Source organism: Bacillus cereus group sp. MYBK79-1 (genome assembly GCF_051915365.1).
GTDB lineage: Bacteria > Bacillota > Bacilli > Bacillales > Bacillaceae_G > Bacillus_A.
Genome location: NZ_JBQAEO010000013.1, coordinates 13,618 through 28,012, shown reverse-complemented (window position 1 = coordinate 28,012; position 14,395 = coordinate 13,618). Strand labels below are relative to the sequence as shown.

The window sequence follows — 14,395 nt, the reverse complement described above, 5'->3', positions numbered from 1 at the left end:
TTATATGTGTAAAAAGTTCTCTACTTTTTCGTCTGGTAAGATGTTTCCAACGAAAAATGTTCCGAATTCACCATAACGAGCACTTACTTCATCGAAACGCATTTCATATATAAGTTTTTTAAATTGAAGAACATCGTCAGCAAATAATGTTACGCCCCACTCAAAATCGTCGAATCCAACAGATCCTGAAATAACTTGGCGTACTTTACCTGCGTACTGGCGACCGATTTTACTATGACTGTACATCATTTTTTTACGTTCTTCCATAGGAAGCATGTACCAGTTGTCATCACCTTGGCGACGCTTGTCCATCGGGTAGAAGCAAATGTGATTTGCTTTTGGTAGTTCTGGATATAAGCGAGCTAAGATTTGTGGGTTTTGGTATGGATCTTCATCAGCTGGAAGGTAGTTGCTTAGTTCAACAACAGATACGTAAGAGTATGCAGGAACCATATATTCAGCTAATGTTGTTTTATTCAATTCTGTCTCAAGTTCATTTAACTCTTCCATTGTTGGACGTAAAATCATAAGCATAATATCAGCTTTTTGGCCAACAACAGTATACATTGCATGACTACCTTTTTTCGCAGTAGCTACTTCGTTCCATTTTTCAACGACATTTAAAAATTCAGACACAGCTTGTCCGCGTTCGTTGCTAGATAATGTTTTCCATGCAGCCCAATCAATAGAACGTAAATCATGTAAACAATACCAGCCATCTAACGTTGTTGTTGCTTCACTCATTCTATTCACCTCAGTTAATGATAGTTTTACACGTTAACTATAGCATATATAGTTTTAAAATTATCTATATAAAGCCTTGGCGCATAAAATTTTCACATTTAAATTTACTTGAAGATAGGAGGAGATAAGGCTTAAAGGAGAATTATTTCTATGCTGAATTTTATGAAAATATAATCATTTTCATTTTATCTATTTTTTGGGAGCTATAAGTTTAAAATATAGAGGAAAAGCAGTATTCTTAAAGATAGAGTTTTTTTAACATATGTAGGAGGGTTTATTCGTGAGCAACTTATTTACAACAGTAAAAGAAAAAGTTCAAGGAAAAGGCATTTCTATCGTACTTCCTGAAGGAACTGATGAAAGAATTTTAGGCGCTGCAGAGCGTTTAGCAAAAGAAGAGTTAGTAAAACCAATCTTAGTTGGTAATAAAGAAGAAATTAGCGCAAAAGCTGCTAGCATGAATTTAACATTAGCAGGCGTTGATATTTATGACCCAGCTACATACGAAGAAATGGATGCAATGGTAGCATCTTTCGTTGAACGCCGTAAAGGTAAAGCAACTGAAGAAGACGCTCGCAAAATCCTTAAAGACGAAAACTACTTCGGTACAATGCTTGTATACATGGGCAAAGCACACGGTTTAGTAAGTGGCGCAGCTCACTCTACAGCTGATACAGTTCGTCCAGCACTTCAAATCATCAAAACAAAACCAGGCGTTACAAAAACTTCTGGCGTATTCATCATGGTACGTGAAGAAGAGAAATATGTATTCGCTGATTGTGCAATTAACATTGCACCAAACAGCCAAGATTTAGCTGAAATTGGTATCGAGAGCGCGAAAACTGCTGAACTATTCGGTATGGATCCACGTGTTGCTATGTTAAGCTTCTCTACAAAAGGTTCTGCGAAATCTCCAGAAACAGAAAAAGTTGTAGAAGCAACTCGTATTGCAAAAGAAATGGCACCTGAATTAACTTTAGATGGAGAATTCCAATTCGACGCTGCATTCGTACCATCTGTAGCTGAGAAAAAAGCTCCAGGTTCTACAATTAAAGGTGATGCTAACGTATTCGTATTCCCAAGCTTAGAAGCTGGTAATATCGGTTACAAAATCGCTCAACGTTTAGGTAACTTCGAAGCAGTAGGACCAATCTTACAAGGTTTAAACATGCCTGTAAATGACCTATCTCGTGGATGTAACGAAGAAGAAGTGTATAAGTTAGCTTTAATTACAGCAGCTCAAGCACTTTAATTCTATAATGAATTGAAATAAAGACCGTCGCTATAATAGCGACGGTCTTTATTTTTCTAAGCCAAGTGCTTTATTGTTACGATCAATAATACGTTGTAAATTCGTCTCATATAAAGGTAATTCATCTATTGTTAATTGAGATGGTGTTAACTTTGGAGCGAATTGCTGCAGTGTTTTTAAAAGGCGCATCATTAAATCTTGTACTGTAATGGTTTCGCCAAGTAATTCTGAAAGTGAAGCCATCGTACTCGGTACAATTTCAGGATACGTAAAGCGTGTTTCTTCTCCTTGAATGGCTAGGTTGTAGAAATCGCGAACGAGTGCGGCACGCTCAGAGCCACTTCCTGTCGCACAAAGATAAATTTGAACAGCGACACCACCGCGAATACGGCGCTGTGAAATGCCAGCAAATTTTTGATTGCGAATACTTAAGTCATAGCTACCAGGACAGTAAGAACCAACAATTTCTTTTGCCTCGATTGTAACATCGTAATCGTTTAACATTTCCTGAATTAAATGCCACATTGTATCGTATCCAAGGTCAATATCGATACCTTTTTCTGTCTCTTGGAATAAAAGTGATACGTTTAAAACACCTTCATCAAGTACAACTGCAAGTCCACCGGAATTACGAACGATAACATTGAAATTGTTTTCCTTTAAAAAGGAAATACTTCCTTCTAAGTGTGGTAGGCGTGAATCTTGAATGCCAAGAACAATTGTATTGTGATGAACCCAAGAACGCATTGTTGCAGCTGATTGACCATTTCCAATGCTTGTGCATAATGTGTCATCCATTGCGAACGACTGAAGTGCATGGAATGTTGGTCCCAAACTAGACTGGTCTACAATACGCCACTCTGGCTGAGATAAAATGGAACGGGAATTGCTCATATAACTAACCCCTTATCTTTAAAATGACAATCTCTATTATAGCAAAAATATAGAAAGTAGTTTTAGGGAGAAATCTTACTAAATTGTAAGGTTGTTGTAAGGAAAGTGAATTGGTTAAACGAGCTACGATAGTTAAACTAAGAGATGTAATTATGATCTTAGGAGGAATACAAATGAAAAAAGTGAAATTAGGACTCGTAGCAATTATGTCAGCTGCTGTATTTAGTGGTTGTTCTATTATGGATATGATTGCACCACAAGCAACAGGTGTTGTTATGTACGGAGATGAAACTGGCGTTCAAAAAACAATGGATCAATATAAAGATAAAATTGAATCTCAAAATAAATTTGAAGCAAAACTAAGTACTGTTAATGAGAAAAAGGTTTTAATTATGGATAAAACAACAGCTGAAAAGATGGTAAAAGAAAACATGCTGAAAAAAGTAGTGAAAGAAGATGTAGAACCTATTAAAGCATTGCCGGCTATTTCTGATGAAGCTGGAATCGTATTTGCTAAAGAGGAACAAAAAGATGTAGTAATTGATGGAAAGAAAATGAAGTATGAAGGTAATGTAGTGATTGGTGATGCGCGTAAATATACAGATATGTATGCGGTCGTTAGTGATACGGAATATGCAAAAATAAGTGAACCGGTAAAAACAATTGGTTTAGCAGCTTTTAAAGAGAATCCAAAGGAAAAGATTTTCCCAGATATAAAAAACAGTTCTAACGTAGAAGAAGCACATATGGTGGAAGTGAAATAATAAAAAGGATGCATGTCATGCATCCTTTTTATTCTGCAATTTTTTCTAAATTACCGTTTCGATCCATTCGGAAAGATGTTTGAGAACGTTCTTCGTCATCCATGACTGCCAACTTACGAGCGCGGTTCATAATGTTCATAAGTGTTTCATAATCTTCTTGTACAGTATGAGATTGTTGTTCTAATTTTTCTAGTTTCTTTTCTAGTTCTTCATTTCGAAGGATTTGTGATTTAATTTCTTGTTTCAATCTCGTATTCTCGTTTTCAAGAGCTGTCACTTTTATATTTGAAGATCCGACTGTTTGTAAAAAATAAATAACATCTTGCATGGTCATAGAGCCTTTTGCAGCAGGAACAGTAGATTCTTGATATGGAATAGCTTCTTTATATGGTACAGTTGTTTCTTCTTGTACGAATTCTTCATAATCAGTTATCGCATCTGAAGCTGGTGGTGTATAAAGTAAACGTTTTTTCGCTTGTTCACCGCTTGCAGCACGCATTTTATCTTTACGATGTTTTTTTGCTAGTTGAAGAGCTTGTTCATAACTATAGCGAACAACAGCATTCCAGCGGAAACCACAGGCAGCTGATGTACGATTTAACCTGTCTCCTACTTCCTCAAATGCATTTAATTGCGTACTTCCTTCTCGAACGTGACGAAGTACAGTTTCAGCAAGTAATAAATCATCCTCATCCGTCCAAGCATCTTGTCTTACTTTCATAGATTCAACTCCCTTTCTTTTTATGAACTTCCTATTTTTATAATGGGCAAAAAAATCAGCTTTTATACAAAGCTTTTAAAAATATGGTAGATTTCGATGAAAGGTGAAAATTTTGCTATGAATGATGAGAACTTCTGTAGGAGAGCATATAAATTATGTAGCATTATATGAAGGAAGAGGCTTTTAGGGAAACTTGCAACGAGCTTCAAAGAGCGGTAAAATACCATTTAGTGTTTACTTTTAAATGTACTTGAGAAAAGTTTGAAATAGAGGAAGTGTTATATAATGGGAAACGAATTTCGTGTGTGCGATGATTGTCAGGCAACGAACGTTAAAACGTTAATTCCAAAGTTAAAAAAAGTAGATTCATGTGCAAAGATTGAAGTTGCATGTCAGTCTTACTGTGGTCCTGGTCGTAAAAAATCATTCGCATTTGTAAATAACCGTCCAGTTGCGGCGCCAACAGAAGATGAATTAATTGTAAAGATTGAAGCAAAGTTAAATAAGTAAGAACAAGAAGAGTGAACAGATTACTCTTCTTTTTTTATGCCCATAAGAGGAAGGATTTATTCTATGGAAGGTTAATTGGTGATGATAATAGTTAATAACAGATAAGCATTATCTATTTATTAAGGTTTTAACCTGTATGAATTTGTATTTCAAAATAATGGTTGACAGTCTTTTGAAGCGATAGGTAGAATAGAAGGTGTCTGATTCTGAGAATCATTATCAGGAAAAGGTCAATTCACCTAATTTTTTTATTACTATTTGAGAATAAATTTCATTATATTAAATATATGTTGTTGGTTAGGATGGTTGAGGGATGGAAGCGAGCGTAAGGAGTATAGGACAACAAGAAGAGAATGTGAAAGAGATTAAGAGTAGACCGCTCATTGCTTCTATTATTTTAGTGGCAGGTACCATTTTGTTAGCTTTAAGCATGGCAGTTTCTATTTCGTTTGGAGCAGCAGATATTAGTTTAAAGACTGTATGGCAAGCTGTGTTTCAGTTTGACGGTTCTATTACGCATCATAACGTAATACAAGAACTTCGCATGCCTAGAGCAATAGGGGGCGTAGTGGCAGGTGCCTTTTTAGCGGTATCAGGGGCAATTATGCAAGGTATGACGCGAAATCCACTTGCTTCTCCATCGTTAATGGGGATTACAGATGGGGCTGTATTTGGAATTGCAATTATGTATGCATTCTTCCCTAATTCACCTTATTTAATGTTCGTTATCGCATCTTTTATTGGGGCTGCGTTTGGAGCGAGCATTGTATATGGGATTGGGTCTTCTTCACCAGGTGGATTAACACCTGTGAAATTAGCTTTAGCAGGTGCAGCCATTAGTGCTTTATTAGGGGCCATTTCATCTGGAATTGCGCTATATTTCAACCTTGCCCAAGAGGTAAGTATGTGGAATGCAGGCGGAGTTGCTGGCGTGAAATGGGAAAGTATTAATATGTTAGTACCGATTGGGCTTGTTTGTCTCTTTATTGCAATTATGATGTCAAGGTATATTACAATTTTAAGCTTCGGTGAAGAAATTGCGATTGGACTTGGTCAAAATACGACATTAATTAAATTTATCGGAACAGTACTTGTTCTTGTGTTAACAGGTTCTGCAGTTTCTATGGCAGGATCAGTTGGATTTGTTGGACTTGTAATCCCGCATATGACCCGTTTCCTTGTAGGCTCAGACTATAGATGGGTTATTCCATGTTCTGCGGTCTTAGGCGGGCTGTTAATTGAATGTGCAGATATGTTATCTCGCGTTATTAATCCGCCGTTTGAAACGCCAATTGGAGCAATTACAGCACTAATTGGGGTTCCATTCTTCCTCTACTTAGCACGTAACGAAGGGAGAGGAAAGATGTGAGGACAAGTGTCTTAACAAAAAAGAACGTTTCTATTTTAACAATTTTAGTAGGGTTAATCGTTACTGTATTTTTAGTGAGTTTAAATACAGGGACATTTAAAATACCGCCAATGGACGTATTAAAGTCATTGGTTGGACTTGGGGCTGAAGATCAGTCTGTTATTTTATTTGAATTCCGTATGCCACGTATGGTTATTGCTATATTAGTTGGATCTGCTTTAGCGATGTCAGGTGCGATTTTGCAAGGATTATCACGAAATCCACTTGCTGATCCAGGGATTATCGGTATTAACGCTGGAGCGGGATTAACAGTTGTTATATTCGTCTACTTTTTCTTCGGGAAAGTGGGGACTGGTACATTTTTATCTGTATTTATCCTTCCTTTCTTCGCGTTAGTTGGAGCGATATTAGCAGCGGTTATCATTTATTTACTAGCATGGAAAGACGGCGTTTCATCAACACGATTAATACTTGTCGGTATCGCTGTTGCAGCCGGGTTTGGTGCTGTTAGTTTAATTTTTTCTATGAAGATGACATCTAACGATTTCCGTTTTGCTACGATTTGGTTAGCAGGAAGTCTATGGGGCACAGATTGGAAGTTTGTGTTAAGTGTACTTCCATGGATGGTTATTTTCTTGCCACTTGCTATTAGTAAGGCGCACATATTAAATGTAATGAATCTAGGCGACTCCACAGCTGTTGGCCTTGGTGTAAATGTAGAAAAAGAAAGACGTAAATTATTATTTATTGCAGTGTGTTTAGCTGGTGCATCTGTCGCTGTTGCCGGAGGAATTGGTTTTATCGGTTTAATGGCTCCGCATTTAGCGAGGCGCCTTGTTGGTGGTAAACATCAAATTATGCTGCCTACTGCTGCACTAATAGGGACGTTTTTACTTTTATTCGCAGACGTAATTTCAAGAAGCGTGTTAACCACTTCAGAAATACCGGTCGGTCTAGTTATTTCTGTAATTGGTGCACCGTATTTTATATACTTACTTATGAGGACAAAATAAAGGGAGGCTTTTTGCATGGCAACTTTAGCAGTTGATGCGGTATCTGTTGGCTATAATGAAGGGTTAATTATTGATGGATTAACAGTTGAAATTCCGGAAGGGAAAATTACAACGATTATTGGACCAAATGGTTGTGGGAAGTCCACATTATTAAAAACGGCTTCTCGTATTTTGAAGGCGAAAAAAGGTACTGTTTATCTTGACGGAAAAGCAATTGAGAAGCAGCCAACGAAAGAAATCGCAAAGAAAATGGCGATTTTACCACAGACTGCAGAAGTGCCAACCGGCCTTACTGTGTTTGAACTTGTTTCATATGGTCGCTTTCCTCATCAAAAAGGATTTGGAACATTGAAAGAAGAGGATTATCGTTACATTCATTGGGCACTTGAAGTGACGGGAATGACAGAATTCGCAAATCGTTCAGCAGAGGCGTTATCAGGTGGACAACGTCAACGTGTATGGATTGCGATGGCTCTTGCACAAGGAACAGAATTACTCGTATTAGATGAACCGACGACGTACTTAGATATGGCGCATCAATTAGAAGTATTAAATTTATTGAAAAAGTTAAATGAAGAAGAAGGTAGAACGATTGTTATGGTTATCCATGACTTAAACCATGCTTCTCGTTTCTCAGATCATATGATTGCATTAAAAGCAGGTAAGTTAATGAAACAAGGAACGCCAGATGAAGTGATGACAAGTGAAACACTTCGTAACGTATTTGAGATTGAAGCTCAAATCGTTCCATGTCCAGTAAACTGTAAACCGATTTGTTTAACATACGATTTAATGATGATTAATAATCAATTACGTAAAAAAGCATAAGTAGAACCCCCTCTTAAAGAGGGGGGACTTCTAATGGACGTTGAGCTTCTTATATATAAATGGGAAGTTGAACGCCCTTTAGAATGGGTTATTAACAACAATTAATAAATATATATTGATTGATTGTTATCCGCGTTTCTTATAATTCATTGCAACTTATAAGAGAAATACAGCTAGAAGGAGTGGGAACATGAAGAATTTTAAAATGGCACTATTAGCAATGGTATTAGTCGTAACTTCAGTACTATTTGCAGCTTGTTCTAACAAAGAAGAAGAGAAGAAAGCAGATGCGAAGGATGCAAAGACTGAAGAGCGCACTGTACAACACGCAAAAGGGGAAATTAAAATCCCTGCAAATCCAAAGAAAATTGCTGACCTTAGTGGTTCAACAGAAGAATTATTAATCTTTGGTATGAAACCAATTATTACTGCTAATACATCTCAAGAAAAAATTGATGCACATATTGAAAAGAAATTAAAAGACGTAAAACCAGTTGGCTCTGCTTGGGGCGATAAAATTAACATCGAAGCAGTAGCTGCTGCAAAACCAGACTTAATTCTTGTAAACAATCGTCAAGAAAAGATCTATGATCAATTATCTAAAATTGCACCAACAGTTATGTTAAAAACTCCATTAGATCAATGGCGTCCAAAATTCGAAGAAGTAGGTCAAATCTTCGGTAAAGAGAAAGAAACGAAAGAATGGTTCAAACAGTATGATGAAAAAGCAAGCAAATTACATGACAAAATCGTTGCGAAAACTGGCGATGCTAAATTCATGAAAATGGCTGCATATCCAAATGCTTTCCGCGTATACGGTGACTACGGTTACGGTAGCGTAATCTTTAACGACTTAAAATTGCCAGCAGTTAAAGGTACACCGACGGATAAACCATTAGTACAAGTACAAAAAGAAGCTTTAATCGATTACAATCCAGATTACTTATTCGTATTTACGACTGGTGACGGTTCTCAGCGTCTAAAAGAATTCCAAGAAGAATCAATTTGGAAAAACATGAACGCTGTAAAAAACAACCACGTATTTACAATTAAAAACGAAGACTTAAACAAAGGTTACTTCCCTCTAGGTAAAGAAATGATCTTAGATGAAGTTGCTGAGTTCGTTTTAGGGAAATAATGTATAAAAAGAAATCACTTTTACTCTGGTAAAAGTGATTTTTTCTTTATATAAGGGCAATTAATATAGTCTTTCGTTTCTTTCTGTTTCCTATTTCGTTTATAATATATAGTAAGAATGCAGTAAAGAAAGGGGGATGTCGGAAGGTGGTATATTTAAACGACAAACTCAGCGAAACAAAAGTGTTTAAAGACCCGGTACATAAATATGTGCACGTGCGCGATCGCGTTATTTGGGATTTAATCGGAACGAAAGAATTTCAACGCTTGCGCCGTATTAAGCAGCTTGGAACGACATTTTTTACATTTCACGGTGCGGAGCATAGTCGCTTTACTCATTCGTTAGGTGTATATGAAATTATTCGTCGTATGATTGATGATGTGTTTGATGGCAGACCGAATTGGAATGCTGAAGATAGATTGTTATGTTTATGTGCGGCATTACTTCATGATGTCGGTCACGGCCCGTTTTCTCACTCGTTTGAAAAAGTATTTTCATTAGATCATGAGAAATTTACGCAAAAGATTATCGTTGGAGATACGGAAATTAATCGCATATTAAGTCGTGTGGATAAAGATTTTCCGCAAAAGGTAGCCGATGTAATCGGAAAAACATCTACTAATAAATTAGCGATTAGTATGATTTCCAGTCAAATTGATGCGGATCGTATGGACTATTTACTAAGAGATGCGTATTTCACTGGCGTAAAGTACGGAAACTTTGATATGGAACGTATACTGCGTGTCATGCGTCCGTACGGGAATCAAGTAGTCATTAAAAATAGTGGTATGCATGCTGTTGAGCATTATATTATGAGTCGTTATCAAATGTATTGGCAAGTATATTTTCATCCGGTAACGCGCAGTGCTGAAGTTATTTTAACGAAGATTTTACACCGTGCAAAATCATTGCACGAGAAGTATTATACATTTAAAAATCATCCGGTCCATTTCTATTCTTTATTTGAAGAAGAAGTAACCGTAGAGGATTATTTAAAGTTAGATGAGAACGTTATGTATTATTACTTCCAAGTATGGCAAGACGAAGAAGATCCAATTTTAAGTGATTTGTGCCGTCGTTTTATGAATCGAAACCTATTCAAATATGTAGAGTTTACAGATAAGCACGGTTTAGATAATTGGATGGAATTAAGTAGCTTATTCAAAAAGATTGGACTTGATCCAGAATACTATTTAGTAGTTGATTCAACATCAGACTTACCGTACGACTTTTATCGTGCTGGTGAAGAAGAAGAGCGTCTGCCAATCTTACTTCTTATGCCAAATGGAGAACTTAGAGAGCTTTCACGTGAATCGGATATTGTTGAGGCGATTACTGGTAAGAAGAGAAGGGATCAAAAATTATTCTATCCGCATGATTTAATCTATGAAGATGGAAGAAAAGGAAAATATAAAGAGAGAATTATCGAGTTACTAGAAGGAAAAAAATAAGAAGCAGCTAAGGGCTGCTTCTTATGAAAGAACTTGAAATTATTTGTCGCTTAAGCGTTTTCCGCCAACTGCATAATGGTTTTTAGACATTTCTTCGATGAAAACAACGATGTTTTCTTCAGGAGCACCAGTTGTTTCGCTTACTGCTGCTGTTACTTTCTCAGCAAGAGCTTTCTTTTGTTCCTCTGTGCGTCCTTCTAGCATTTTCACTGTTACGTATGGCATATATAATCGCTCCTTTTATGTAAGTTACAATCTTATTATAGCGGATTATGGGGAAGAACAATCGAAAAAACAAATATTTTCTTTTTTGACATATTGAAGAGGAGATGAAGTATGGATCAGTTATTTAGATATCCATTGCAAGAAATCCCATTGGTAGCAATGGCGATTATTATTGCATTATCAGTGCATGAATTTGCGCATGCATATGTTGCATATAAATTTGGAGACGATACAGCAAAGAAGCAAGGCCGTTTAACATTATCACCGATGGCACACTTAGATCCTATCGGGATGATTGCTGTATTAATTCTTGGTTTCGGTTGGGCAAGACCAGTACCAGTTAACCCGTATAATTTTAAAAGACCTCGCCTTGCGGGAATATTAGTTTCAATTGCAGGACCGATTAGTAACTTGATTTTAAGTGCAATTGGTTTAATTATTTTGTATAGCTTAGCGGTATTCGGGGTATTCGATGCGATGCCAGTTGCAATAGCTCAAACATTAGGGAAGTTTTTCGAACTCTTTATTATGTTAAATATTGTTTTACTTGTATTTAACTTATTACCAATCCCGCCCCTTGATGGATATCGAGTTGTGGAAGATTTAGCACCAGCAAATATTCGTGCGAAAATGACGCAGTATGAAAAATATGGAGCAATCGCTTTATTAATTCTCGTTATTACACCGCTTAGCAATTACACGATCCAACCTATTTTTCAGGTAGTTATTCCGCGTGTGTTTTTATTTTTAGACAGTATCATTGCACCTATTTTTAGGCTTATATAATTAGTTAGTAAGTGAGGAGGAAGTTACATATGACAGAGAAGAAGAAAAAAATCGGTTTTAATATCGTAAAAAATGATTCAACAGATGGACATGGTGGTTTTGGCGTTGGGTCATTAAGTCTAGAAAACATTTCACCAGTATTTGTTGATGTACTAGAGAAAACAGCATTCGTTGATATCGGTGCGATGCATGCGCGTAGTACAGTAGAAAAAGGTATTAAGTTTTTAACAAATAAAGATGAAGTTCCAAACGGAAAACCATTTTGGCTTGTGTGGGTAACGATTGAAAGAACTTCGACAGGTGCTTATTATGCAGGTGTAACAGCTTGTGAAATGACAGTTGACCGTGAAATTCGCCGCGGATATAAATCACTTCCAGAGCACGTAAACAAAATGGATAAATCAATGAAGCGTCACATTATGGTTGACCATATGGATGAATCATCTAAAAAGGTACTTGGTACGTTCTTGAAAGAACATAATGAAGCGATTTGGAACGAATCTAGTGAAGAGTTGCGCCGTGCATTATTAAGTGAATAAAAAATAGCTGACGGATGCCCGTCAGCTATTTTTTTTTACCAAGGAAGGTATTTTTTCCACCAACTTGTTTTTTTCTTTTCTTCAGTTGTCTTTTCAAATTCTTCTTTATCATCAACATGATCCATACAATATTCAGTTGGTTCTGTACCTTTTGCGAAATACATTTTAACTGAAATTGGACAGTTCTTTGTAGCGATTTTTCCATTTTCAGGGTTAATATCGACGGCAACGACGTCACTTGGTTGTTTAAACCCTTTTTTAGGTTGTCCATCTAAGCCTTTCTCCATCGTATCGGTCCATATTCTTTTTGCATATCCTTGTTCTGCTACATTTGAAATCGATTTAGGTTGATCATATCCAACCCATACACCAGTTACGATTTGCGGGGTAAATCCAATCATCCAACTATCCGTTTCAGTAGAACCAGACTTTCCGGCATATGTTCTTGATAGCTTTGATAACATCGATTGACCAGTTACAGCAGCATAACTGCTTAGTTTTTTATTAAACATACCTGTCATCATTTCTTCCATCACAAACGCTTTGCTCTTATCAAGAATTTGCTTACTCTCCAAATGAGCATCGTATAACATATTTCCTTCATGGTCCATAATGCGGCGAATAAACATTGGTTTTACTTCTTTTCCGCCGTTTGCGAACATGCTATAAGCGTTAACCATTTCAATTGGTTTTACGGGAGATGTACCGAGAGCAAGAGACGGAACATCTTTTAATGCGGTAGTAATACCGAATTGCTTCGCCGTTTTTGTAAGAATATCTTCACCTAAAAATAAGTTGGTCTTCACGGCATATACGTTATCTGAGACTGCAAGAGCTTGCGCCATTGTTACAAAATCGTCTGCATAATAGTCTTTATAATTTTTCGGTTTATACTTTGAAACACCGTCACCTAAAGTGAACACAGTATATTCGCTTTTTAAGCGCGTAGCAGGGGTGAACCCGCGTTCTAATGCCGCATAATACAGGAATGGCTTAAACGTAGATCCAGGCTGGCGAGCGGCTTGTGTAGCCCTGTTAAATTGGCTCGTATTATAATTAGTCCCGCCAACAAGGGCAGCTACTTCACCTGTTTTTGGATTCATAGAGACGAGCGCAGTTTGTATGTTTGTTGTGTTAGGTATGTGATCTTTTACAGCTTGTTCTGCGACCGATTGTAATTTCGGGTCTAGCGTTGTATAAATACGCAAACCACCTTTTTGTAAGGCTTGTTCATCTAATCCAATATCACGAAGAAGAGAAGCTTGTACAGCATCTTGGAAATAAGGCGCGACCTCTGCAACTTTTTTCGTATCTAATGAGGCGAAAGTTAGTAGCTCTTTTTTTGCTGAAGTTGCTTGTTTCTTCGTAATATAACCTTGTTCTACCATTTCATCTAATATGAGAGATTGTCGTCCTTTTGCACGATCCTCTTTTAAAAAGGGAGAGTAGACACTAGGTCCTTTCGGGATACCCGCAAGCATACTAGCTTCCGCTAATGTTAATTCTTTTGCTGTTTTATCAAAATATAGACGGGACGCAGCTTCGATTCCGTAAGCACCGTGTCCGTAATAAATTGTATTTAAATATCCTTCTAAAATATGATTTTTATTATAATTCACTTCAAGGCGGATTGTGTACATTGCTTCTAATAGTTTACGTTTCCACGTTTTATCATGATCTAAGTATAGGTTACGAGCATACTGTTGTGTAATCGTACTAGCACCTTGAACTTTTGCCATCGCTTTTAAATCGGCAACAATAGCACCAGCAATACGCTTCATATCAAAGCCGTGATGTTTGTAGAATCGTTGATCTTCGATAGATAGTGTTGCCTCTTTTACATAAGGAGAAATTTCATTGAGAGATACATTGTAACGTTTTTGCATTTCATTACTTTGTCCGATAACAGTGTCATCATTAGCGTAAAAGACACTTGTTTGCGGGACAGCAATAGGAGGAGGTCCCATAATTTTTGCAACTATAATAATAACAAAAAAGGAAAAAACGAAAAAAAGAACAGAAGAAAACATTACGGTGAAGAAAAGACGTTTATATTTTTTAAGTTTCGGATTCATAGTTTGATCCATCTTTTTCAGCCCCTCATTCATACAAACATTATTGTATTAGTATTGAGGGTTTTCGGTTATTTTAAACAATGAAA

The 14,395-nt window shown here is 36.8% G+C and carries 15 protein-coding genes; 10 read left to right on the top strand and 5 right to left on the bottom strand.

Translation table 11 applies throughout. The features are described from left to right. Positions 1 to 744: a hydrogen peroxide-dependent heme synthase gene (gene hemQ / locus ACTFOB_RS19230; RefSeq protein WP_440027497.1), complete on the bottom strand. Its 744-nt coding sequence runs from the start codon at positions 742 to 744 to the stop codon at positions 1 to 3. 280 nt (positions 745 to 1,024) lie between these two features. Between hemQ and pta the strand changes: the two genes are divergently transcribed. Beyond that, complete coding sequence (gene pta, locus ACTFOB_RS19225) at positions 1,025 to 1,996, top strand: phosphate acetyltransferase (protein WP_151630143.1); 972 nt, start codon at positions 1,025 to 1,027, stop codon at positions 1,994 to 1,996. Between the two features lie 48 nt (positions 1,997 to 2,044). On the opposite strand, the gene ACTFOB_RS19220 is transcribed toward pta, so the two are convergent. Then, a complete protein-coding gene (locus ACTFOB_RS19220) occupies positions 2,045 to 2,890 on the bottom strand; it encodes a lipoate--protein ligase family protein (protein WP_440027499.1) in 846 nt (281 codons plus the stop codon). Between the two features lie 173 nt (positions 2,891 to 3,063). Here ACTFOB_RS19220 and ACTFOB_RS19215 point away from each other — a divergent pair, with 173 nt between their 5' ends. After that, on the top strand, positions 3,064 to 3,654 hold the full coding sequence (locus tag ACTFOB_RS19215) for a lipoprotein BA_5634 family protein (RefSeq protein ID WP_440027501.1): 591 nt from the start codon (positions 3,064 to 3,066) through the stop codon (positions 3,652 to 3,654). Between the two features lie 28 nt (positions 3,655 to 3,682). On the opposite strand, the gene ACTFOB_RS19210 is transcribed toward ACTFOB_RS19215, so the two are convergent. Beyond that, positions 3,683 to 4,375, bottom strand: coding sequence for an RsfA family transcriptional regulator (locus ACTFOB_RS19210; protein WP_151630145.1), 693 nt, complete (start codon positions 4,373 to 4,375; stop codon positions 3,683 to 3,685). Positions 4,376 to 4,660: 285 nt separating this feature from the next. Here ACTFOB_RS19210 and ACTFOB_RS19205 point away from each other — a divergent pair, with 285 nt between their 5' ends. The 6 genes from ACTFOB_RS19205 (at position 4,661) to ACTFOB_RS19180 (ending at position 10,684) form a co-directional block, all read left to right on the top strand. After that, entirely contained in the window at positions 4,661 to 4,885 is a 225-nt protein-coding gene (locus tag ACTFOB_RS19205; RefSeq protein ID WP_073517724.1) for a DUF1450 domain-containing protein, read from the top strand. A 313-nt stretch (positions 4,886 to 5,198) separates the two neighbouring features. Then, the gene (locus ACTFOB_RS19200) at positions 5,199 to 6,254 is read left to right on the top strand and encodes a FecCD family ABC transporter permease (protein WP_440027503.1); all 1,056 of its coding nucleotides are present in this window, start codon (positions 5,199 to 5,201) and stop codon (positions 6,252 to 6,254) included. Further along, a complete protein-coding gene (locus ACTFOB_RS19195; protein WP_071757839.1) occupies positions 6,251 to 7,267 on the top strand; it encodes a FecCD family ABC transporter permease in 1,017 nt (338 codons plus the stop codon). Before ACTFOB_RS19200 ends, ACTFOB_RS19195 begins: the two co-directional genes overlap by 4 nt. Before the next feature lie 15 nt (positions 7,268 to 7,282). Next, entirely contained in the window at positions 7,283 to 8,095 is an 813-nt protein-coding gene (locus ACTFOB_RS19190; protein WP_000212065.1) for an ABC transporter ATP-binding protein, read from the top strand. A 190-nt stretch (positions 8,096 to 8,285) separates the two neighbouring features. Beyond that, entirely contained in the window at positions 8,286 to 9,233 is a 948-nt protein-coding gene (locus ACTFOB_RS19185) for an ABC transporter substrate-binding protein (protein WP_076541342.1), read from the top strand. A 146-nt stretch (positions 9,234 to 9,379) separates the two neighbouring features. Then, on the top strand, positions 9,380 to 10,684 hold the full coding sequence (locus ACTFOB_RS19180) for an HD domain-containing protein (RefSeq protein WP_144614855.1): 1,305 nt from the start codon (positions 9,380 to 9,382) through the stop codon (positions 10,682 to 10,684). A gap of 39 nt (positions 10,685 to 10,723) precedes the next feature. On the opposite strand, the gene ACTFOB_RS19175 is transcribed toward ACTFOB_RS19180, so the two are convergent. Then, positions 10,724 to 10,909: a 2-hydroxymuconate tautomerase gene (locus ACTFOB_RS19175; RefSeq protein ID WP_001147171.1), complete on the bottom strand. Its 186-nt coding sequence runs from the start codon at positions 10,907 to 10,909 to the stop codon at positions 10,724 to 10,726. A 111-nt stretch (positions 10,910 to 11,020) separates the two neighbouring features. Between ACTFOB_RS19175 and ACTFOB_RS19170 the strand changes: the two genes are divergently transcribed. Both ACTFOB_RS19170 and ACTFOB_RS19165 read left to right on the top strand, forming a co-directional pair. Next, positions 11,021 to 11,695, top strand: coding sequence for a site-2 protease family protein (locus tag ACTFOB_RS19170; RefSeq protein WP_440027507.1), 675 nt, complete (start codon positions 11,021 to 11,023; stop codon positions 11,693 to 11,695). Positions 11,696 to 11,724: 29 nt separating this feature from the next. Continuing rightward, entirely contained in the window at positions 11,725 to 12,234 is a 510-nt protein-coding gene (locus tag ACTFOB_RS19165) for a YwhD family protein (protein WP_440027509.1), read from the top strand. Between the two features lie 35 nt (positions 12,235 to 12,269). Here the strand turns inward: ACTFOB_RS19165 and ACTFOB_RS19160 are convergent, their stop codons facing one another. Next, the gene (locus ACTFOB_RS19160; protein WP_440027510.1) at positions 12,270 to 14,321 is read right to left on the bottom strand and encodes a transglycosylase domain-containing protein; all 2,052 of its coding nucleotides are present in this window, start codon (positions 14,319 to 14,321) and stop codon (positions 12,270 to 12,272) included. Positions 14,322 to 14,395: the final 74 nt, after the last annotated feature.